This is a genomic window from Kribbella sp. NPDC049227 (genome assembly GCF_043197265.1).
Classification (GTDB): domain Bacteria; phylum Actinomycetota; class Actinomycetes; order Propionibacteriales; family Kribbellaceae; genus Kribbella.
On record NZ_JBICST010000005.1, the window covers coordinates 1 to 19,685 of the forward strand.

Annotated in this window: 18 protein-coding genes; 13 read left to right on the top strand and 5 right to left on the bottom strand. The window is 69.5% G+C overall.

The annotated features are described in order from the left end of the window. Positions 1–601 precede the first annotated feature (601 nt). The 3 genes from ACGFH6_RS22135 to cofD form a co-directional block, all read right to left on the bottom strand. Positions 602–1,279: a DUF3105 domain-containing protein gene (locus tag ACGFH6_RS22135; RefSeq protein WP_393386759.1), complete on the bottom strand. Its 678-nt coding sequence runs from the start codon at positions 1,277–1,279 to the stop codon at positions 602–604. Between the two features lie 125 nt (positions 1,280–1,404). Beyond that, complete coding sequence (locus ACGFH6_RS22140) at positions 1,405–2,379, bottom strand: coenzyme F420-0:L-glutamate ligase (RefSeq protein ID WP_393386762.1); 975 nt, start codon at positions 2,377–2,379, stop codon at positions 1,405–1,407. Continuing rightward, positions 2,376–3,353, bottom strand: coding sequence for a 2-phospho-L-lactate transferase (cofD, locus tag ACGFH6_RS22145; protein ID WP_393386764.1), 978 nt, complete (start codon positions 3,351–3,353; stop codon positions 2,376–2,378). Before cofD ends, ACGFH6_RS22140 begins: the two co-directional genes overlap by 4 nt. Positions 3,354–3,467: 114 nt before the next feature. Between cofD and ACGFH6_RS22150 the strand changes: the two genes are divergently transcribed. The 4 genes from ACGFH6_RS22150 to ACGFH6_RS22165 all read left to right on the top strand — a co-directional run bounded on the left by ACGFH6_RS22150 (position 3,468) and on the right by ACGFH6_RS22165 (position 9,884). Then, positions 3,468–4,724 carry a hypothetical protein gene (locus ACGFH6_RS22150; RefSeq protein ID WP_393386767.1) on the top strand — a complete coding sequence of 419 codons (1,257 nt, stop codon included), beginning with the start codon at positions 3,468–3,470 and terminating at the stop codon, positions 4,722–4,724. Between the two features lie 352 nt (positions 4,725–5,076). Further along, positions 5,077–5,328 carry a WhiB family transcriptional regulator gene (locus ACGFH6_RS22155; RefSeq protein ID WP_020389877.1) on the top strand — a complete coding sequence of 84 codons (252 nt, stop codon included), beginning with the start codon at positions 5,077–5,079 and terminating at the stop codon, positions 5,326–5,328. Between the two features lie 171 nt (positions 5,329–5,499). Further along, a complete protein-coding gene (locus ACGFH6_RS22160) occupies positions 5,500–8,412 on the top strand; it encodes a glycosyltransferase (RefSeq protein WP_393386769.1) in 2,913 nt (970 codons plus the stop codon). Continuing rightward, positions 8,409–9,884, top strand: coding sequence for a DUF5719 family protein (locus ACGFH6_RS22165; protein ID WP_393386772.1), 1,476 nt, complete (start codon positions 8,409–8,411; stop codon positions 9,882–9,884). The genes ACGFH6_RS22160 and ACGFH6_RS22165 overlap by 4 nt, the downstream gene beginning before the upstream one ends. Here the strand turns inward: ACGFH6_RS22165 and ACGFH6_RS22170 are convergent, their stop codons facing one another. Beyond that, complete coding sequence (locus ACGFH6_RS22170; protein ID WP_393386775.1) at positions 9,885–10,268, bottom strand: DUF3499 domain-containing protein; 384 nt, start codon at positions 10,266–10,268, stop codon at positions 9,885–9,887. It abuts the gene before it with no gap. Positions 10,269–10,299: 31 nt separating this feature from the next. Between ACGFH6_RS22170 and ACGFH6_RS22175 the strand changes: the two genes are divergently transcribed. The 8 genes from ACGFH6_RS22175 to ACGFH6_RS22210 all read left to right on the top strand — a co-directional run bounded on the left by ACGFH6_RS22175 (position 10,300) and on the right by ACGFH6_RS22210 (position 17,723). Continuing rightward, positions 10,300–10,746, top strand: coding sequence for a metallopeptidase family protein (locus tag ACGFH6_RS22175; RefSeq protein WP_360438269.1), 447 nt, complete (start codon positions 10,300–10,302; stop codon positions 10,744–10,746). 290 nt (positions 10,747–11,036) lie between these two features. Then, positions 11,037–12,125: a Gfo/Idh/MocA family protein gene (locus ACGFH6_RS22180; protein ID WP_393386778.1), complete on the top strand. Its 1,089-nt coding sequence runs from the start codon at positions 11,037–11,039 to the stop codon at positions 12,123–12,125. After that, on the top strand, positions 12,118–12,861 hold the full coding sequence (locus ACGFH6_RS22185) for a ThuA domain-containing protein (protein WP_393386781.1): 744 nt from the start codon (positions 12,118–12,120) through the stop codon (positions 12,859–12,861). The genes ACGFH6_RS22180 and ACGFH6_RS22185 overlap by 8 nt, the downstream gene beginning before the upstream one ends. Before the next feature lie 37 nt (positions 12,862–12,898). Next, entirely contained in the window at positions 12,899–14,284 is a 1,386-nt protein-coding gene (locus tag ACGFH6_RS22190) for a phosphomannomutase/phosphoglucomutase (RefSeq protein WP_393386783.1), read from the top strand. Next, positions 14,285–14,488 carry a Trm112 family protein gene (locus tag ACGFH6_RS22195; RefSeq protein ID WP_131352674.1) on the top strand — a complete coding sequence of 68 codons (204 nt, stop codon included), beginning with the start codon at positions 14,285–14,287 and terminating at the stop codon, positions 14,486–14,488. It abuts the gene before it with no gap. Beyond that, positions 14,488–15,564 (top strand): SIS domain-containing protein, encoded by a 1,077-nt coding sequence (locus ACGFH6_RS22200; RefSeq protein WP_393386786.1) that lies wholly within the window; start codon positions 14,488–14,490, stop codon positions 15,562–15,564. The genes ACGFH6_RS22195 and ACGFH6_RS22200 overlap by 1 nt, the downstream gene beginning before the upstream one ends. Then, entirely contained in the window at positions 15,558–16,730 is a 1,173-nt protein-coding gene (gene manA, locus ACGFH6_RS22205; protein WP_393386789.1) for a mannose-6-phosphate isomerase, class I, read from the top strand. The genes ACGFH6_RS22200 and manA overlap by 7 nt, the downstream gene beginning before the upstream one ends. A gap of 33 nt (positions 16,731–16,763) precedes the next feature. Further along, the gene (locus ACGFH6_RS22210) at positions 16,764–17,723 is read left to right on the top strand and encodes a cation diffusion facilitator family transporter (RefSeq protein ID WP_393386791.1); all 960 of its coding nucleotides are present in this window, start codon (positions 16,764–16,766) and stop codon (positions 17,721–17,723) included. 7 nt (positions 17,724–17,730) lie between these two features. Here ACGFH6_RS22210 and ACGFH6_RS22215 read toward each other — a convergent pair whose 3' ends face one another. After that, complete coding sequence (locus ACGFH6_RS22215; RefSeq protein ID WP_393386794.1) at positions 17,731–18,090, bottom strand: MerR family transcriptional regulator; 360 nt, start codon at positions 18,088–18,090, stop codon at positions 17,731–17,733. A gap of 121 nt (positions 18,091–18,211) precedes the next feature. Between ACGFH6_RS22215 and ahcY the strand changes: the two genes are divergently transcribed. Continuing rightward, positions 18,212–19,648: an adenosylhomocysteinase gene (gene ahcY, locus ACGFH6_RS22220; protein WP_393386798.1), complete on the top strand. Its 1,437-nt coding sequence runs from the start codon at positions 18,212–18,214 to the stop codon at positions 19,646–19,648. Positions 19,649–19,685 lie beyond the last annotated feature (37 nt).

Consider the following 19,685-nt stretch of genomic DNA (forward strand, 5'->3'; position numbering starts at 1 on the left):
TTCCTGTTCCCAGACAGCTCAGAAACCTAGACAGGGAACGGCGTGCGCCACTCCAGCCACGCACAAACCACCCACACATGCGTCAGGAGAGCCGGTTAACCCCTGAGGTTGCGCGTTCTCCCCTCGTATTCCGGGCAGAGAACCGTCCATTTGAGGGGTTATCCGGTCAAATGCCCGCGCGGATCGGTGGGGACGGCTGGCGGGTGCGCCGATCGGCGGGTAGTGCACCTGTGATCGTCGTACACAGGACGCGGCCGCTCAACCGCACTGCCTGTCCGCTCGGGTTGTGGGTTCTCTGCTCGTGTACGACGGGGTAACCCCCTACGTGAAGGGATATCCCCCGAGGACAACTGTCTCGCGGGACCGGCCGCCGTCGGGTTCTTAGGCGTCGCGCGTGCGTGCTGCGTGTGGTCTCGGGCATCTGAGCGACAGAGTGTCGGGGACGTGAACAGCACCCGGTTGCGATGGACAGTGCAGGACGAGTTCGCGGCCACCAGAAAGTGTCCGGTCTCTCTGCCCTGGGCAGGCGCACGCGCTGAAACAACAGCAACCGCCGCCGAAAGGTGGTCTCCGTTCGGCGGCGGCTGGTGCGGTGGGTGGGTCAGCCGCCGTTGGGTTCCTGGGCGTCGGAGGCGGGGTACTTGTCCATGAACTGCTGGAGGGACTCGCCGCTGACGGAGCCGCAGAACTGGCGGTGGCCGAAGGACTTGTTGTCGGACTGCGGGGCGCTCCAGTGCGCGAAGGCGACCGACTTGCCGTCCGGCCAGGGCTTGCCGTCGGATTCCTTGAACGGCGCCGCGATGAACTTGCCCATCGAGCCGTCCGGCAGTTTCGCCTTGGAGATCTTCTCGATCTCGTCGATCTGGTCCTTCGGCAACGTGTCGCGGTACCACATCAGCGTGTAGCCGTGCTCCAGGTTGTGCACGAGGTTCTCCACCGGCGGCCGGTCGTCGACGGTGTAGAACTTCTTCCCGAACGGCGCCCAGACCGCGTAGTGCGGGCCGGACGACGGCGGGGAGACCGGGTAGGCGATCTTCTCGCCGTCCGGCCGATGGTCCTGGGTGCCGCCGCCCTCGTCGTTGGTGGGCGCATCGCACGAGGCGGCCGAGGCGGCCACCCCGAAGTCGGTGACGGCCTGGTTCTTGGTCCGGGAGTCCTGGATCAGCCGGATCGCCGGGTAGGCAATGATGGCCAGGCCAACGACGATCGAGGCGATCACGATGAGCATGGTCCGCCGCTTGTCCTGGCGAGCCTGGTCCCGCTGCATCTTCTCGATCATTTCGCGGCGCGACTGCTTCTGCGACGACGCTTTACCCACAGTGTTGGTCTTCCCGGATCGGGGCGGCCACCGCGCCGCCGTGCGGATGCAGTGTACGCAGCGACCCTGAGAGGTTGCCTAGAAAACTACCTCGGTCGTGAGCCGAACGTGACCGTCGCCTCACTGCCCGGCCCGGTCCGTACGGAGACGCCGTACCCCTCGGCGTGCAACAGCACCGCGAGCCGCTCCGCGATCACGCCGACCGCGACCGGCTCGTCGCCGAATACTGTGACAGCGTTGTCAAGCACCTCGAGGTGAATGTCCTCGACCTCGTCCAGCAACCCGTCCCACAGCGCCGGGTCCACCTCACGCGGACCAGCGGGCGCCACCCGGTCCAGTACGGCGGCCCGCGCGGCCTCCCGGGTCCCCAGGCTGAACATGTCCGATTCGGCATCCCGCACCAACGCCCGCGCGCCCGGACCGTGCTCGCCGACGGGCAGTACGACGTCGCCCAGTCCACGCAGTACGGCGACGGGTACTCCGTCCGCCTTGCCCTTGACCAGCTCGCTGGCACTGGCGATCTCGTCGGCCAGAGCCGGCTCCGTCACCGCGAGCACGTTGCCGTGGCTGTCCGTCGTACCGCGGAGGTCTTCCACCACGCGCACACCGGCGGCGCCGATCGCCAGATCGGTCTGGCCGTTGCGCCACGGGCGGCCGAGCGTGTCAGTGACCACGATGCCGACGTTGACGTCGTACTGCTGCTTCAGGGCCTCACGCAGCTGCCGGGCCGACGCATCCGGGTCGACGGGAAGCAACAGGACCGTGCCGGGCGCGGTGTTGGACGTGTCAGTGCCGGCGGCGGCCATCACCAGGCCGTGGCGGGTCTGCACGATGCGGGTCTCGCCACGCTGGGCCACGACGCGCACGAGCTCCGCGTCGATCGCCTCCTGCCGGGTGCCGTGGGTCAGTCGCCCCTCCGCCTTGCTGACGATCTTGGACGTGACGGAAACCACGTCACCGTCCCGCAGGTCCGCCCCCTGGCCGATCAGCTCCGCCAGGTCGTCTCCGGCCGCCACCTCGGGCAGACCGGTCACCGGGAAGACTTCCAGGTGCTTCCTCATCGCCGTACGGCCTCCGCGAGGTTCAGTGCCGCGTCAGCCATCGCGGCGGTTTTCGTCTCGTCCGTCATCCACAACGGCACCGCCTGCACGTGAATTCCGGCTCCCGCGATCGAATCCTGCTGGGCGTAGTCCGACAGGTCGATCAGCCACCCGTCCAGGACACCGCCGGACGCGCGCGAACCGTAGTACCGCGCGACCGCCGAGGCGGTGGAGGCGACACCGACGGCGGCCAGCACCTTGTCGGCCATGCCGCGCACCGGGCCGCTCCCGATGATCGGCGAGAGGCCGATGACCGGTGCGGACGTCTCCCGGACCGCGTCGCGGATCCCAGGGACACCGAGGATGGTGCCGACCGAGACCACCGGGTTCGACGGCGGCACGATCAGTACGTCGCAGTCGGCGATGGCCTCCAGCACACCGGGGGCCGGCTTCGCCTTCTCCTGGCCCACCGCGATGATCTGGTGCGCGGTGATCTCGGCGTGCCAGCGGACCCAGTACTCCTGGAAGTGGATCGCCTTGCGCCGGCCGGGGTTGTCCGGGTCGTCGACGACCACATGGGTCTCGACCCGGTCGTCGCTCATCGGCAGCAGCCGGACCGGCAGCTTCCACCGTTGGCACAGGGCTTCGGTCACCGCGGTCAGGCCGTATCCGGCGTCGAGCATCTGGGTCCGGACCAGGTGGGTCGCCACGTCCCGGTCGCCGAGACCGAACCAGGTCGGCTCCACGCCGTACGCGGCCAGCTCCTCCTTGATCACCCAGGTCTCGTCCTCGCGGCCCCAGCCGCGTTCGGCCGAGATACCGCCACCGAGGGTGTACATCACCGTGTCGAGGTCCGGGCAGACCCGCAGCCCGAACAGGGTGATGTCGTCCGCGGTGTTCCCCACCACGGTGATCTCGGCATCCGGGCGAGCCTTGAGCAGCCCACGCAGGAAGGTGGAACCGCCGACGCCACCGGCCAGCACTGTCAATCGCATGGGAAGAGTCTGCACGAGTCGTCAATGCATCGAACCACCGCACGACTATGCTGCGGTGGGTCCGAACATCCGCACAGCTCAGTTGTACGGCCCCCAACATCCCGAGGAGCCCTCGTGGTCACCGACGCAACCAAGAAGCTCAGAGAGCCGGTCGCGTACATCCTGCTCGCATTCGCCGGTCTGATCGTGCTGGCATCGCTGATCCGGCTGTTCGTCGGCGGCGCCGGATTCACCGCGGCCGCCGGTGGAGTGCAGAGCATTCTCACCCCGCCGTCCTTCGGCGCAGTGCTGCTACTGCTGGCGCTGACCGCTGCGGTCTGGCTGGTGAACGAGGCAGGTGAACGGACAGCGAATGCCCGGACCGTGACCTTGGTCGCGCTCGTGATCACCGGTGTGGCCCTGCTGATCGGCCTGATCACGGCCTTCGCGGGCTTCGCCGAGACCAGCACCGCCGGCCTCAAGATCGTCGGCTTCGTCTACGCACTCGCCGGCCTCGCCCTGTACGGCGCTGTCGGCCTCTACGTCATGAAGACCTTCCAGGCGCTCCCGGTGCCGGTCCGCGCGCCGAAGCCGGGCCAGTTCGCCCAGCAGCAGGGTGGCCAGTACCCGCAGCAGCAGTTCGGCCAGCAGCAGGCGCCGTACGGTCAGCAGCAGGGTGGCTACGGCCAGCAGCAGGGCCAGCAAGGCCAGTACGGCTACGACCAGGGCCAGGCCCAGGGCCAGTACGGCGGTTATGGCGCGGCTGGTGGTGCCGGTGCGGTCGGTGGCTACGCGGCGGCGCAGGGCGAGCAGCAGTGGCCGCAGGAGCAGAGCTGGAACCAGGGAGAGCAGCAGCAGAACTGGTCCGCTGGTGAAGCGGAGGCGCAGCAGGCCGGGCAGCAGCCGGCTGAGCAGGCGTGGCCTGCCGCCGAGGCCCAGGGTGCCGAGCCGACCCAGGCGTGGAGCTCCGAAGGCCAGCAGCAGTGGGGCGGCCAGGACCAGGGCCAGCAATGGCCGCAGGAGCAGCAGCAGTGGGGCGGCGCAGACGCCGGTCAGCAGCAGTGGTCCGGCCAGGACTACGGCCAGCAGGCCCAGCCGGCCGCCGACGAGTACAGCCAGCAGGCGCAGCCGGATTGGCCGGCCCCGCAGGAGCAGAGCCAGCACGAGCCGGCGCAGCCGGAGGCTCAGTCCTGGCAGCCGGGTGAGCAGTCCTGGCAGGCCGAAGAGGCACCGGCCGCCGAGCCGGCGCCCAGCGCGGAGCCGGAGCAGCCGCAGGCGACCGAGGCCGCTGCCGACGAAACCCGCGTGGATCCGCGGGTTTCCGAGTCCGACAAGGACGATCAGGGCCAGCAGGGCCAGGGTCAGCAGGGCTGGTGGTCCCAGCCGTCCTGAGCTGGTGGTCCCAGCGGGGGCTGAAAACGCCTTGCTGACAAGGCAGCAAGCCCTTACCGAGCTGGTGGCGAAATTTCTTCACCCCGGTTCGCGCAGTAGCACACGAAGACGAGAGGCCTGTGCAGACAGGCCTCTCGTTCTTTTGCAGCCGTGTTGCGGATGATGCCAATAGCAGACCACGGCTTGACTTTCGTGGATTGCAGGAATGTAATTTCAACCGTGTCGTTCGTTGGACACTCGGTATCGGGGACCGTTGCAGAGCGCAGGACGGACGAGGTCAGGCATGTGGACCGCAAACCCACATGTACAGGGGAACGAACAGGGTCGAGGAGGTCGTACCGTGACAGAGCTGATGGCGATTGTCGACGGTGAGGCGATCGAGGAGGAGCCGAACTGGCAGGAAAGGGCGCTGTGTGCCCAGACCGACCCGGAGGCTTTCTTCCCGGAGAAGGGCGGTTCCACCCGCGAGGCGAAGAAAGTGTGCCTCGGCTGTGACGTGCGGGGCGAATGCCTCGAGTACGCACTGCAGAACGACGAGCGCTTCGGGATCTGGGGCGGCCTGTCGGAGCGGGAGCGCCGCAAGCTGAAGAAGAAGGCCGTCTGACGGTCGAAACCCGGCACACAACATCATCAGGACTTTCCGCGTGGCCCCGCCGACGTACAGTCGCCGGGGCCCGCGGCTGTCCGGGGGCTGGGCCGACGGCTGTATGGTGAGTCCTCGCTACGACTCCGGTCGTGGTGAGGTATTCCGCAACCATCGAGGTCACAGCTCCGCATGGAACAAGAAGCTCCGGCCGGCTGGGAATTCTTCGACTCCGTCGATTTCCCGACCGACCACATCGACGACCCGATGGGTCGGCCGCGAGTCCGGCACGTCGTCACCGCGGTCGTGGTCGGGCACGAGGGCGCCGCTTGGCTGCCCCGGTTGTCCGAGGCGCTCTGGGCGCTGAACCCGCGCCCGGACCGGCTGATCGCGGTCGACACCGGCTCCACCGACGAGACGGCCGAACTGCTGGCCGCGATGCCCGGTGTCGAACCGGTCGTCAGCGTGTCCGCGCGGACAGGTTTCGGCGTAGCCGTCGCCCGTGGCCTGGAGGCGGTCGGCTTCGCACCGATACCGTCCGCGGTCGGCCCGTACGGCGACGACGGTCACATGCCGGTGGTCGAGTGGCTGTGGCTGTTGCACGACGACTGCGCACCGGCCCCGAAGGCGCTCGAGCAATTGTTGCTCCAGGCCACTATTACACCGGGCGTCGGTGTCTGGGGCCCGAAGCTGCGGCTCTGGCCGCGGGACCGCGAACTGCTCGAGGTCGGCGTCACCACGTCGCTCGGCGGCCGCCGCGACACCGGCATCGAGAGCGGTGAGCTCGACCAGGGTCAGCACGACCAGCCGCGCAACGTCCTCGCGGTCAGCTCGGCCGGCATGCTGGTCCGCCGCGATGTCTGGGAAGCCTTGCACGGCTTCGATCCGCGGCTGCCGATGTTCCGCGACGACATCGACTTCGGCTGGCGGGCCAGCCGGGCCGGCTTCCAGGTCGGCGTCGCACCCGACGCGGTCATCTACCACGCACAGGCCGCCGCGACGGGTGAGCGTGCGCTGGCCGGCACGCGACGACATGCCTACCAACTCGACCGTGCACACGCGTACTACACCGTCCTGGCCAACGCGCCAGGCAAGCTGCTGCCGCTGCTGATCCTGCGTTTCCTCCTCGGGACGATCCTTCGTTCGATCTGGTTCGTCATCGGCAAGACGCCGTCCGGTGCGGTCGACGAGTGGACCGCGTTGCTCGGCACACTGCTGGCCGGCGGCTGGACGCAGGCGCGCAAGAATCGCCGCAGCCTCGATCGCGTCCCGTACGACGACATCAAGGGACTGTTCTCCCGGTCCGTGCACGCCTTGCGGCACAACCTGGAGGAGACGACCGGGACGATCTCCGAGCGGATCCGCGAAGCCTGGGCGGACGAGCCGGAAGAGCAGGTCGTCACCACTGCGCGGCGGGCGAAGTCGACCGCCCGCGTGGCCGTCGACAAGCCGCGTTGGCGCCGTCAGCTGATCCGCCGGCCGTTCCTGGTCGCGTGGGTCGTCCTCGCGCTCGGGGCGTTGATCGCTGCCCGCAGTCTGATCGGTGGCGGTGTCCTGCGCTCCAACGTGTTGCTGCCGGCGCACGAAAGCCTTGCCTCGCTGTGGCATGCGGCCTCCGCCGCGCCACCGGGGGTCACGCCTCCTGCTTGGCTGGCGCAGTTCTGGGCCTTCTCCACCGTGATGTTCGGTCCGACCGGCGCGGCGAACATCCTGCTCCTCGGTGCGGTCCCGCTAGCTGCTCTGGCCGCCTGGGTGCTGTTGCGTGCGTTCGTCGTCGACCGGGTGGCGAGAGCTTGGGGCGCGGCGGCGTACGGACTGGCTGTCTTCACCAATGGCGCTGTCTCGCAAGGCCGGATCGGGACCTGCGTGGCCGCGATTGTGCTGCCGCTGCTGGGCGCCGCCGTCCACACCATCGCCCGGCGGCGTCGAGTCGTCGTCCAAGGCAGCTGGCGGGCCGCGTGGTTCGCGGGGATCTGCCAGGCCGTGCTGTTCGCGTTCACACCGGCGTTGGGTCTGCTCGTCGGCATCACTCTGGTGCTCGGCGGTGTGCTCCGGCTCGGTTGGCGTCGGCAGGGTCGCCAGCTTGTCTTCTCCGTCGTACTGGGTCTGCTGCTGGTCTTGCCGTGGACGATCCAGTTGGTGCTGCATCCGGCGCGGCTGGGTCAGGAGGCCGGTGGTCCACCGACCGCCTCCATCGGCCCGGGCGACAGCCTTGCGCACTTGCTGACTGGTACGCCGATCGGTGCGCCCGCGCCGTGGTGGTTCGCCGTACCGCTGATCCTGGTGGCGTTGGTCGCTCTGCTGCGGCAGTCGCGGCAGCGGTACGAGTTGCTCGGTTGGTTCGCCGCGCTGGCCGGTCTGACCGGGACGCTGATCGCGAGCCGGCTGGGTGGTGGCAGTGGACCGCTGATGTTCCTGATGACCGCGGGCTGGATCGTCGCGGTGGCAGTGGCCTGGGACTCGGTCGGCAAGTCGACCGAGGTCATCGTGCAGGGTGTGCTCGGGATCGTGCTGGTGACGACGATCGTGACGGCCGGGTTCTGGCTGGTGCGTGGCGCCGACGGCCCGTTGTGGCGTGGCCCGGCGCAGGACCTGCCGGCGTACCTGGCGTCGTCGCAGGCGCCGCCACAGAACGCGTCGATCCTGGTTGTGCGCAAGGACCCCGGGAACGCGATGCGGTACTCGCTGGTGAAGGACGGTGGCCCGCGGATGGGCGCGCTGGAGGCGGCGCCGACGGCGCAGCAGTCCAAGCCGATCACCGACGTATTGTCGACGCTCGGTGGTGGCGGTAGTGGTGAAGAGGGACGGCAGTTGGCCGGACTGGCGATCGACTACGTGTACCTGCCCGCTCCGGTCGACCAGAACCTGCAGTCGACGCTGGACTCCCTGCCCGGTCTGACCCGGGCCAGTGCGGCCGACGGCGACGCGTCCTGGCTGGTGGACCGGTCGAAGATCAAGGGCGAGACACCGCTGCACGACCAGACCCACACGCTGTGGCGGATCCTCGGCATCATCGCCTGGATCATCGCGCTGATCTTCTGCCTGCCGACCGTACGGCGTACTGTCGCGGTCCCGCACGGCACCCACGCGAGGAGGGACCGGTGAGCCGGTTGCTGTCGGACGTGCGCGTCCGGGTCGGAGCCTGTGTGCTGGCGATGGCTGCCATCGGCGGGCTCGGTGTGGTCACCCACGCGAAGGAGCCGAAGGCCCGGGCCGAGGGTGTCACCGAACCCGCGCGTTCGGTGGTGAACCGTACGGCGCTGTCCTGCCCGGCGCTGGCCCCCGGCGGGCAGACGTCCAGCATCGTGAGCGCGGTGTCGCCGACCCTTCCGGAAGGCACGCCCGTCGCGGCGGGCAAGGAGGTGCCGCTGCAGATCACGCCGCTGCCGAGCACCGCGAATCCGGTCGGGTCGGTGCTGGTCCGCGGCAAGGTCGGTTCGACCGGTGCGGTCACCAAACCGGCGGAGTTGTCGATCCAGGGCACCGGTCCGCTCGCCGCGGGCACGGTCGGCACCAGTACGACCGTCTCCGCCGAAGGTGTGAACCTCGGCATGGCGAGTGCGCCGTGCCAGGTGCCCGGCTCCGACTTCTGGTTCGCCGGGGCGAGCACGGACCGGCGCGACGTACTGGTGCTGACGAACCTGGACAGCATCAACGCCGAGGTCAACGTCACCGTCTTCTCGAGCAACGGCCAGCTGGACCTCCCGAACGCCCGCGGTCTGGTCGTGCCGGCGCGCGGGACGATCCCGCTGTACCTCCGGCAGATCGCGCCCAACGCGAAGGACGTCGCGCTGCACGTCCAGTCGACCGGTGGCCGGGTATCGCCGTCGCTGCGGAGCAACGCGACCAAGACGAACGGCGAGCCCGGCGGTGTGGACTGGCTGAGCCCGTCCGCCCCGCCGGCGACGAAGGTGTACGTGCCGGCTGCCGCGCCCGGTGCCGGACTGCGGATCCTCTCGATCGCGAACCCGACCGACCTGCAGGCGACGGTCAGCCTGACCGTGAACGGGCTGAACGGTCCGTTCAAGCCGGCCGGACTGGAGACCGTGCAGGTCCCGGCCGGGGCGGTGAAGACGGTCAGGCTGGACCCGGTCCTGCATGGTGATCCCAGTGCGATCACGCTGGCGTCGGACGAGCCGGTGACCGCCGCGATGCGGATGGTGGACGCGAGTGGGAGCGACTTCGCGTCGCTCGGGTCGGCCGAGCCGCTGACCGGACCGGCGTACCTGGTGCTGCCGGCGCATCGGCAGCCTACAGTGCTGCAGGTGACGGCGCCGGGCAAGCCCGCGAGCGTGAAGTTCGAGCTGCGGGACGCGGCCGGCCGGGTGCTGAGCACGCGGACGCTCGACGTCCTCGGTGGCGCCACCAGCCAGATCCCGTTCAAGGCCCAGCCGCGGCCGACGTACCTGATGGTGGAGCAGGCCCGCGGGGACATCGTGGCCGGGGTGACGCTGATGCCGGCCGCGAAGCCGGACGACGACGACATCGCACAGGTGGCGGCCTGGCCGCTGACGACGTCACTGGTGTTCCGGGCGCAACTGGGCGCCGAGCCGGATGCGCGGGCCGCGCTGAGGTAGTCAGCCCTCGGAGGTGTTGGCGCCCGGGTCCTGCAGCATCCGCAGGTGTCGGCGACGGGCGACCTCCACGGGTGCGCCCGGCGTACCAGCACCTGGCCCCGGGGGCGGTAGCGGCCTGGCGGCCTCACGGACCGCGTTGGCCAGCGCCTCCAGGTCGTCCGACGACGGTCCCGCCGCGGCCGGGTCCGGAGCGAGCCGGATGACCTCCCAGCCGTTCGGAGCCGTCAGCCGGTCCGCGTGGTCGGCACACAGGTCGTAGCAGTGCGGTTCGGCGTACGTCGCCAACGGGCCGAGCACACAGGTGGAGTCGGCGTACACATAGGTGAGCGTCGACACGGCCGGCTGATGACAGGCGGCGCGCGAACAGATCCTGGCGATGCTCACGACCAGACATTACGCCCACTAGGCTGAGCGCGTGACCGAGGCTCGCCGTCATCGCAGGCACATCGACCGCCATGGCCGCGGCATGCTCGGCCCGATCAGCCGGCCGAGCCGGTTCGCGCCACGCGGTCTGCCGTTGCAGCGCTCCGGCGCCGCGCAGTTCGACGAGGTGGTCGCGATCGAGGTGACCCGGCTGGAGAAGCGGCTGCCGCAGGTCGTCGCCCGGGTCGAGTTCGCCATCGAGGACGTCCCGAACCTGGACCTGGATGCGCGCGAGATCCCGCTCACCCACTCCACCGGGGGCACGTCGCACGAGCCGTACCGGATCGTGGTGTTCCGCCGCCCGATCGAGCTGCGGGCCGAACGCTCCGCGACCAGCCTGGCCTGGCTGGTCCGGTCCGCGCTGGTGCTCGAACTGGCCGACGTACTGGCGCTCTCCCCGGAGCAGATCGACCCCGACTTCGACCCCGACGACGACTGACCCACCACCCTCCACCACCTGTCAGCGTGCCTGACCCACTGCCCGGCTTCGGGGGGGATATCCCCGCGGGTGGTGGGTTCGCTGCTCTTGTGCGAGGGGAGAACCCACCACTCGGACGGATATCCCCTCGTGTGCTGAGGGGTGGAGGGCGGGGCGGCGGGGTGTGGGCCGGGTGTGGCCGGGGTGGGGGCGTGGCGCGACAGGCCCGGTGGGGCGTCGGTGTTCGAACATGTTTCGTACTGTGGGAAGCGGTTTGTGTCCGTCGTTGTCAGTGCGAGAGGATCGTGGGTGTGAACGATCAAAAACTGCGGGTCGGTGTTGTCGGGCTGGGCTTCGCCGGGCGTACGGCGCTCGAGGCGTTCTCGGAACTGCCGGACGTCGAGGTGGTGGCGCTGGCCGGGCTGGAGAAGGACCTCCTGACCAGCCTCGGCGAGAAGCACGGCGTACCGCACCTCTACGAGAACTGGGAAGACCTGCTCGAGACCGAGGGTCTCGAAGCGGTCAGCATCGGTACGCCGACGCAGCTGCACGCCCCGATCGCGCTGAAGGCGCTGGAGAAGGGCCTGCACGTGCTGTCCGAGAAGCCGCTGGCCCGGACGGTCGCCGAGGGCACCGCGATGGTCGAGGCCTCCAAGCAGGCCGGCCGGGTGCTGAAGGTCGTCTTCAACCACCGTGAGCGCGGTGACGTCGCGGCGCTGAAGCACCAGATCGACGAGGGGCAGCTGGGCCGGATCTACTACGCGAAGGCGCACTGGATGCGCCGCAACGGCATCCCCGGCATGGGCGGCTGGTTCACCAACCGCGAGTTGTCCGGCGGCGGCCCGTTGATCGACCTCGGCGTCCACATCCTCGACCTCGCGCTGCACCTGCTGGGCGAGCCGTCGGTGACCACGGTCTCGGCGAACACGTTCGCCGAGCTCGGTCCGCGCGGTCGCGGCAGCGTCAGCAGCGCGATCCGGCCGACGGTCGACACGCTCGGTTCGAAGTTCGAGGTCGAGGACCTGGCCACGGCGTACCTGCGGCTCGAGGGCGGCGGCGCGCTGCAGCTGGAGACCAGCTGGGCCACCTACCGGGCGCCGGGCGACAACTTCGGCATCGAGCTGTTCGGCACCGAGGGCGGCGCCAAGATCGAGGTGCAGAACTACACCACCGAGGACACGCTGCGGATCTTCACCGACGTGGCCGGCATCCCGGCCGAGGTGAAGCCCGCGACCGGTGCGGGACTCGGCCACCGCGGAGTGGTGCGGGAGTTCGTCCGGGTCGTCCGCAGTGGCGACTGGGAAGGTCAGAACGGGTCCGAGGCGCTGCTGAGGACCGAGGTCATCGACGCCTGCTACGCCTCGGCGAAGGCGGGACGAGAGGTTGTTCTCCATGACTGATCCGATTCGTGTCACCGTCTGGGGCGAGAACGTGCACGACCAGCGCGACGCCTCGGTGCAGAAGGTCTACCCGGACACGATGCACGAGACGATCGCGGCCGCGCTGCGGGCCAAGCTGGGCCAGGACGTGGTGGTCCGGACCGCGTGGCTGCAGCAGCCCGAGCACGGCCTGACCGAGGAGGTGCTCGCCGAGACCGACGTACTTACCTGGTGGGGTCACGCGGCTCACGGCGAGGTCGACGACGCGATCGTCGAGCGGGTGCAGAAGCACGTGCTGTCCGGGATGGGCCTGATCGCGCTGCACTCGGCGCACTTCAGCAAGATCTTCATCAAGCTGATGGGCACCACCTGCTCGCTGGACTGGCGGGCCGAGAACGACCGTGAGCTGATCTGGACGGTCGCGGCCGGCCACCCGATCGCGCAGGGCATCCCGCACCCGCTGGTGATCGAGCGCGAGGAGATGTACGGCGAGCTGTTCGACATCCCGCAGCCGGACGAGCTGGTGTTCGTCAGCTCGTTCACCGGCGGCGAGGTGTTCCGCTCCGGCTGCTGCTACCGCCGCGGCCAGGGCCGGGTGTTCTACTTCCGCCCGGGCGACCAGGAGTACCCGACGTACCACCAGCCCGAGGTGCAGCAGATCATCGCCAACGCGGCCAAGTGGGCCGCGCCGACCAGCCCGCGCCAGCTCCCCGAGGTCCACCACCGCAAGGACATCGGCTGGTTCGACAAGGCCTGAAATACGACTTTGCCGGTGGGCCGGATAGGGTCCACGCATGGTTGACGTTGCGGCGATCTTCAAGGCGTACGACGTACGAGGGGTCGTCCCGGACCAGCTGGACGAGTCGGTGGCCCGGGCGACCGGGGCGGCGTTCGTCGAGGTCCTGGACGTCCTCGCGTCCCCGGGGGCGGTTGTGGTCGGCTACGACATGCGGCCGTCCAGCCCGGCGCTGGCGGCCGCGTTCGCCGAGGGTGTGACGAGCACCGGCGCGGACGTGGTCGACATCGGCCTGGCCTCCACGGACCAGCTGTACTTCGCGTCCGGCCGGCTCCAGCTGCCCGGTGCGATGTTCACCGCCAGCCACAACCCGGCCCGCTACAACGGCATCAAGATGTGCCGCGCCGGCGCGTCCCCGGTCGGCTCGGAGTCCGGTCTGCGCGATATCGCGGACCTGGTCGCCAAGACCGTCGCGGAGGGCCCGGCGCCGGTCGCCGTACCGGGCAAGGTGGCCCGCAAGAACCTGCTGACCGCGTACGCCGACCACCTCAACGACCTGGTCGACCTGAGCGGGATCCGCCCGCTCACGGTGGTCGTCGACGCCGGCAACGGCATGGGCGGCTACACCGTCCCGGCCGTGTTCGCCTCCGGCCCGGTCCGGATCATCCCGCTGTACTTCGAGCTGGACGGCAACTTCCCGAACCACGAAGCCAACCCGCTGGACCCGAAGAACCTGGTCGACCTGCAGGCCAAGGTCCGCGAGGCCGGTGCCGACCTCGGCCTGGCCTTCGACGGCGACGCGGACCGCTGCTTCGTGGTGGACGAGAAGGGCGACCCGATCTCGCCGAGCGCGATCACCGGTGCGGTCGCCGTCCGGGAGCTGGCCAAGCACCCGGGCTCGGCGGTCATCCACAACCTGATCACGTCCAGGGCCGTGCCCGAGCTGATCACCGAGCACGGTGGGACGCCGGTCCGGGCCCGGGTCGGGCACTCCTACATCAAGCAGAAGATGGCCGAGACCGACGCGGTGTTCGGCGGCGAGCACTCGGCGCACTACTACTTCCGGGACTTCTGGCGGGCCGACACCGGCATGCTGGCCGCGCTGCACGTGCTGGCCGCGCTCGGTGAGCAGGACAAGCCGGCCAGTGAGCTGTTCGCCGACTACGAGCGGTACGTCGCGTCCGGCGAGCTCAACAACAAGGTCGACGACGCCGCGGCCACGGTCGCGGCGATCGAGGACACCTACGGCGACAAGCCCGGCATTACCGTTGACCATCTGGACGGTCTGACCGTGTCGGCGCCACAGTGGTGGTTCAACGTCCGTGCGTCGAACACGGAACCGCTGCTACGGCTGAACGTCGAGGCCGCGGACCGGTCCACGATGGAACGCGTCCGTGACGAAGTACTGGCCCTGATCACCGGTGCATCGGTGGAGGAGAACTGAATGGCTGTCAACCTGGACCCGGACCTGCTGAGCATCCTGGTCTGCCCGAAGTGCCGCTCGGAGTTCCGCGTGGACGACGAGGCGAACGAACTGGTCTGTACGAACGCCGCCTGCGCCCTGGCCTACCCGGTCCGTGACGACATCCCGGTGCTGCTGATCGACGAGGCCCGGGACACGAGAGACACCGAATCCGCGGACAGCTGATGAGCTCCTTCGACGACTCGCGGCTGGACGACCCGGCCGCGCTCGAGGCGACCGATCACCTGCTGCGGCGCCTCGCGATGGCCGGTGCGCGCGTCCGGGCCGAGCTGGAAGCGGCCGAGGAGGCCCTGTCCAAGGTCGACAATGACGGGTTCCGGCCGCGTGCGGTGCTGGCCGCGGGCCGCGACGCCCGACTGGTCCGTGCCGTGCTGGAGCCGGTCTGCCCGGTGCCGTTCGTGGCCTGGCCCGGTCCTGGTCTGCCCGGTTGGGCGGGTCCGCTCGACCTGGTGATCGTCCTCGGTGGTCTCGGCCCCGATTCCGACGCGGAGTCGGCCGCGTCCGAGGCGGAGCGGCGTGGGACCGGCCTGATGGTCGCAGCTCCGCCGGACTCCCCGGTCGCGCGCGCGTCCGCAGGGTCGCGGCATGCCATCCGGCTGCCGTCGCAGTCCGACGACCAGTTGGCCTCGGCGGTCGCCGTACTGCAGGGGCTGCACCAGATGGAGCTCGGTCCGGTGGTGGACGCCAAGTCGGTCGCGTCGATCCTGGACGACGTCGCGATCGAGTGCTCGCCCAACACCGACGTCGCCTCGAACCCGGCGAAGGACCTCGCGCTGATCCTGGCCGACGCGCTGCCGCTGGTGTGGGGTGGATCCGTCCTCGCCGCACGTGCCGCACGCCGGGTGGTCGAGGCGATCCGGCTGGCGAGTGGCCGGCCTGCTCTGGCCGCTGACGCCGGGCACCTGCTGCCGGTGCTGAACCAGCCGCCGCGCGACCTGTTCGCCGACCCGTTCGACAAGCCGGAGGAGCTGCGGCCCGCTCTGGTCATCCTGGACGACGGCACGGACGACCCCGGGGTCACCGAGCACCGGCACAAGCTGGAGGACAAGGCAGCGCGTCACGACGTGCGGGTCAACGTGGTCACGCAGGCCGAGGGCACGGACATCGCCCGGTACGCCGCTCTGTCGCAGCACGGCCGGTACGCCGCGGCGTACCTGGGGATCGGCCTGGGTCGGTACGGCACTCCGGTCGACGCCGCCCCGGACGAGCCGGGGAATCCAGCGGAGGATCCAGCGTGGTAGCGCCGTTGCTGAACACCATCCGGGACTACGCCTGGGGTTCGAGGACAGCGCTCCCCGAGCTGATGGGCGTGGAGCCGGACGGCCGCCCGCAGGCCGAGCTGTGGATGGGCGCCCACGAGTCCGCGTCGTCCGTCCTGCCGTGGGGCGATTCCCTGTACGACGTGGTGTCCGCCGGGCCGGCCGACGTACTCGGGCAGGAGACGACAGAGCGGTTCGAGGGGCGGTTCCCGTTCCTCGCCAAGCTGCTGGCCGCGGAGCAGCCGCTGTCGATCCAGGCGCACCCCTCGCGGGAGCAGGCGATCGACGGGTATGCACGGGACGAGGCCGCCGGGATCCCGCGGGACGCGGCCGACCGGAACTACAAGGACGCGTGGCCCAAACCGGAGATCCTGATCGCGCTCGGGCCGTTCGAGGCGCTGGTCGGGTTCCGGCCGCTGGACGGCACGGTCGCGCTGCTCGAGGCGCTGGCGCCGGTGGGCTTCGAGGAGCTCACCAGCCTGCTGCGCAACGGCAAGCTCCAGGACGCCTTCACCCAGTTCATGGGCAGCGACCGGGACACGATCCGTCCGCTGGTCTCGGCGCTCGGTGAGGCCTGTGCGCAGTACGCCGGGGACGCGTTCGCCGTCGAGCGCGAGACGCTGGCCAAGCTCTGCGCGGACTTCCCGGACGATCCCGGCGTACTCGCGGCGCTGCTGCTCAACCGGGTGCGGCTGGAGCGGTTCGAGGCTGTGTACCTGCCGGCCGGGAACGTGCACGCGTACCTGTCCGGATTCGGGTTCGAGGTGATGGCCAACTCCGACAACGTGTTGCGTGGCGGCCTGACCAGCAAGCACATCGACGTACCGGAACTGGTGTCAGTGGTGGACTTCGAGCCGCTGACCGATCCGGTGCTCACCGCGCCCCCGGTGGTTGACGGCGTGGCGACGTACGAGACCGGTGCCGAGTACTTCGCCGTCCACAGGATCGACCTGGACGACAGCGAACGGACGGTGGCCGGTGTCGGTCCGCGGATCGTCTGCTGTGTGGCGGGATCGGTCGAAGTAGGGGCCGGAGGCACCGAGTCGGACGTGACGTTGTCCGCCGGTCAGTCCGCGTTCGCGTCGGGACCCGAAGGACCCTGTATCTTGCGTGGTTCCGGCACGGCGTTCGTCGTGTCCGCGCGCTGAAACCACTGACTGTTTACGGAGGACCTGGACAACATGGCTGGTGGCGGAACCAAGGCCGTCGTCGCGGCGCTGCTGGCGAACACCGGCATCGCCGTCACCAAGTTCGCCGCGTGGGCGCTGACCCAGTCGGCCTCGATGCTGGCCGAGGCGATCCACTCGGTCGCCGACGCCGGGAACCAGGTCCTGCTGCTGGTCGGTGGGAAGCGGGCCCGGCGCGAGGCCGACGACTTGCACCAGTTCGGGTTCGGCCGGGAGCGGTACGTCTACTCGTTCATCGTCGCGATCGTGCTGTTCAGCGTCGGCGGCCTGTTCGCGCTCTACGAGGGCTACCACAAGGTCCACGATCCGCACCCGATCGACAACTGGAAGTGGGTCCCGGTCGCGGTGCTGCTGGTCGCGATCGTGATGGAGTCGCTGTCGTTCCGGACCGCGATCATGGAGGCGAACAAGCTACGCGGGCCGGTGTCCTGGCCGCGGTTCATCCGCAACGCCCGCGCGCCCGAGCTGCCGGTCATCCTGCTGGAGGACTTCGCCGCGCTGACCGGTCTGGTGCTGGCGCTGATCGGCGTCGCCCTGACGCTTGCTACCGGCAACGGTGTGTTCGACGGCCTGGGCTCGATGGCGATCGGTGCGCTGCTGGTCTGTGTCGCGATCTTCCTGGCGATCGAGATGAAGTCGCTGCTGCTCGGCGAGTCCGCGACCCGTGAGGCACAGCAGAAGATCGTCGATGCGATCCAGAACACCAGCGGCGTGCAGCGGCTGATCCACATCAAGACCCTGCACCTCGGCCCGGAGGAGGTCCTGGTCGCCGCCAAGCTCGGCGTCGAGCCGACCGCCGACGCCGCGGTCGTGGCCGAGGCCATCGACGCCGCCGAACGCGCCATCCGCGCGGCCGAGCCGATGGCCGTGCACATCTACCTCGAGCCCGACATCTACGAGGAGAACCACGTCCCCGACGAGCGCCCGGCGGTCCCCGAGGCGCCGTCGCACTGACGTCCCGTCAGCGCGGGCGGGGTGGGAGGACGCCGGAGCGGCCGAGCCAGCGCAGCGCGCGGTCGCGGTCGATCTGGGACTGGGTCGGCGGTGTGGTGAGCCGTCCGGTGCGGTAGCCGAGGTTGCGGATGTCGGCCGCGACGGACGGTTCGGCCAGGGCCCTGAGGGCGAACGCCAGCGCCGCCGGCGTCACGTCGTACCGGCGTTCCAGGTCCAGGGCGAGTTGGACGGCGGCGAGGTCGCGGTCGTCGTACTGGCGTTGTGCGGTCTGCCCGGAGCGTGAGCGGGGAAGCAGGCCGAGGGCCTCCCGGTACCGGAGCATCCGGGGGGTCGTGCCCAGTCGCTTGGCGGCCTCGGTGATGCGCATGGGGACAATCTTGACATTTCGGTGTTAGAAACGCGCCACAGGCGATCAATCGGTAGGGTTCGGGGCTCTAGGCTCTGGCACGCAGGAAGCAATCAACAGTCTTCAGGGGAGCGGGAACGGTATGACGTTCGATTACAAGGTGGCGGACCTCGGTCTGGCCGAGTTCGGCCGCAAGGAGATCCGGCTGGCCGAGCACGAGATGCCCGGCCTGATGGCGATGCGCGCCCAGTACGGCGACAGCAAGCCGCTGTCCGGCGCGCGGATCATGGGCTCGCTGCACATGACGATCCAGACCGCGGTGCTGATCGAGACGCTGACGGCGCTCGGCGCCGAGGTGCGCTGGGTCTCCTGCAACATCTTCTCGACCCAGGACCACGCGGCCGCCGCGGTCGTCGTCGGGCCGAACGGCTCGGCGGACGCCCCCGCCGGTGTCCCGGTGTTCGCCTGGAAGGGCGAGACGCTGGAGGAGTACTGGTGGTGCACCGAGCAGGCCCTGAAGTGGCCCGGTGAAGAAGGCCCGAACATGATCCTGGACGACGGCGGCGACGCCACCATGCTCGTCCACAAGGGCACCGAGTTCGAGAAGGCCGGCGCCGTACCGGACCCGTCGACCGCGGACTCCGAGGAGTACGCCGTCGTCCTCAAGCTGCTGACCCGCACGCTGACCGAGAACCCGCAGCTGTGGACCACCGTCGGTCAGGGCATCAAGGGTGTCACCGAGGAGACCACCACCGGCGTGCACCGGCTGTACGAGATGCACAAGGCCGGCGCGCTGCTGTTCCCGGCGATCAACGTGAACGACTCGGTGACCAAGTCGAAGTTCGACAACAAGTACGGCTGCCGGCACTCGCTGATCGACGGCATCAACCGCGCCACCGACGTCCTGATCGGCGGCAAGGTCGCGGTCGTCTGCGGGTACGGCGACGTCGGCAAGGGCTGTGCGGAGTCGCTGCGTGGCCAGGGCGCCCGGGTGATCGTCACCGAGATCGACCCGATCTGCGCGCTGCAGGCGGCGATGGACGGCTACCAGGTGACCACCCTGGACGACGTGGTCGGGATCGCCGACATCTTCGTCACCACGACCGGCAACAAGGACGTCATCACCGCCGACCACATGGCCGCGATGAAGCACCAGGCCATCGTCGGCAACATCGGCCACTTCGACAACGAGATCGACATGGCCGGCCTGTACAAGGTCCCGGGCATCGAGCGGGTCAACATCAAGCCGCAGGTCGACGAGTTCCGCTTCGCCGACGGACACACCATCATCATCTTGTCCGAGGGCCGTCTGCTGAACCTCGGCAACGCGACCGGCCACCCGTCGTTCGTGATGTCGAACTCGTTCACCAACCAGGTGCTGGCCCAGATCGAGCTGTTCGTGAAGACGGCCGACTACCCGACCGAGGTGTACGTGCTGCCCAAGCACCTCGACGAGATGGTCGCCCGCCTCCACCTCGACGCCCTCGGCGTCAAGCTGACCGAGCTCTCCAAGGAGCAGGCCAACTACCTGGGTGTTCCGGTCGAGGGCCCGTACAAGGCCGAGCACTACCGCTACTGATCCCCCCACCCCACGAAAGGCGCCCCGCCACCCGGCG

Bases quoted from the DNA above. Each gene is read 5' to 3' on its own strand.
- ahcY (WP_393386798.1), top strand. From the start codon at position 18,212: ATGACGTTCGATTACAAGGTGGCGGACCTCGGTCTGGCCGAGTTCGGC.
- ACGFH6_RS22160 (WP_393386769.1), top strand. From the start codon at position 5,500: ATGGAACAAGAAGCTCCGGCCGGCTGGGAATTCTTCGACTCCGTCGAT.
- ACGFH6_RS22135 (WP_393386759.1), bottom strand. From the start codon at position 1,279: ATGATCGAGAAGATGCAGCGGGACCAGGCTCGCCAGGACAAGCGGCGG.
- cofD (WP_393386764.1), bottom strand. From the start codon at position 3,353: ATGCGATTGACAGTGCTGGCCGGTGGCGTCGGCGGTTCCACCTTCCTG.
- ACGFH6_RS22200 (WP_393386786.1), top strand. From the start codon at position 14,488: ATGAGCTCCTTCGACGACTCGCGGCTGGACGACCCGGCCGCGCTCGAG.
- ACGFH6_RS22215 (WP_393386794.1), bottom strand. From the start codon at position 18,090: ATGCGCATCACCGAGGCCGCCAAGCGACTGGGCACGACCCCCCGGATG.
- ACGFH6_RS22155 (WP_020389877.1), top strand. From the start codon at position 5,077: ATGGCGATTGTCGACGGTGAGGCGATCGAGGAGGAGCCGAACTGGCAG.
- ACGFH6_RS22185 (WP_393386781.1), top strand. From the start codon at position 12,118: ATGACTGATCCGATTCGTGTCACCGTCTGGGGCGAGAACGTGCACGAC.
- ACGFH6_RS22190 (WP_393386783.1), top strand. From the start codon at position 12,899: ATGGTTGACGTTGCGGCGATCTTCAAGGCGTACGACGTACGAGGGGTC.
- ACGFH6_RS22140 (WP_393386762.1), bottom strand. From the start codon at position 2,379: ATGAGGAAGCACCTGGAAGTCTTCCCGGTGACCGGTCTGCCCGAGGTG.
- ACGFH6_RS22195 (WP_131352674.1), top strand. From the start codon at position 14,285: ATGGCTGTCAACCTGGACCCGGACCTGCTGAGCATCCTGGTCTGCCCG.
- ACGFH6_RS22210 (WP_393386791.1), top strand. From the start codon at position 16,764: ATGGCTGGTGGCGGAACCAAGGCCGTCGTCGCGGCGCTGCTGGCGAAC.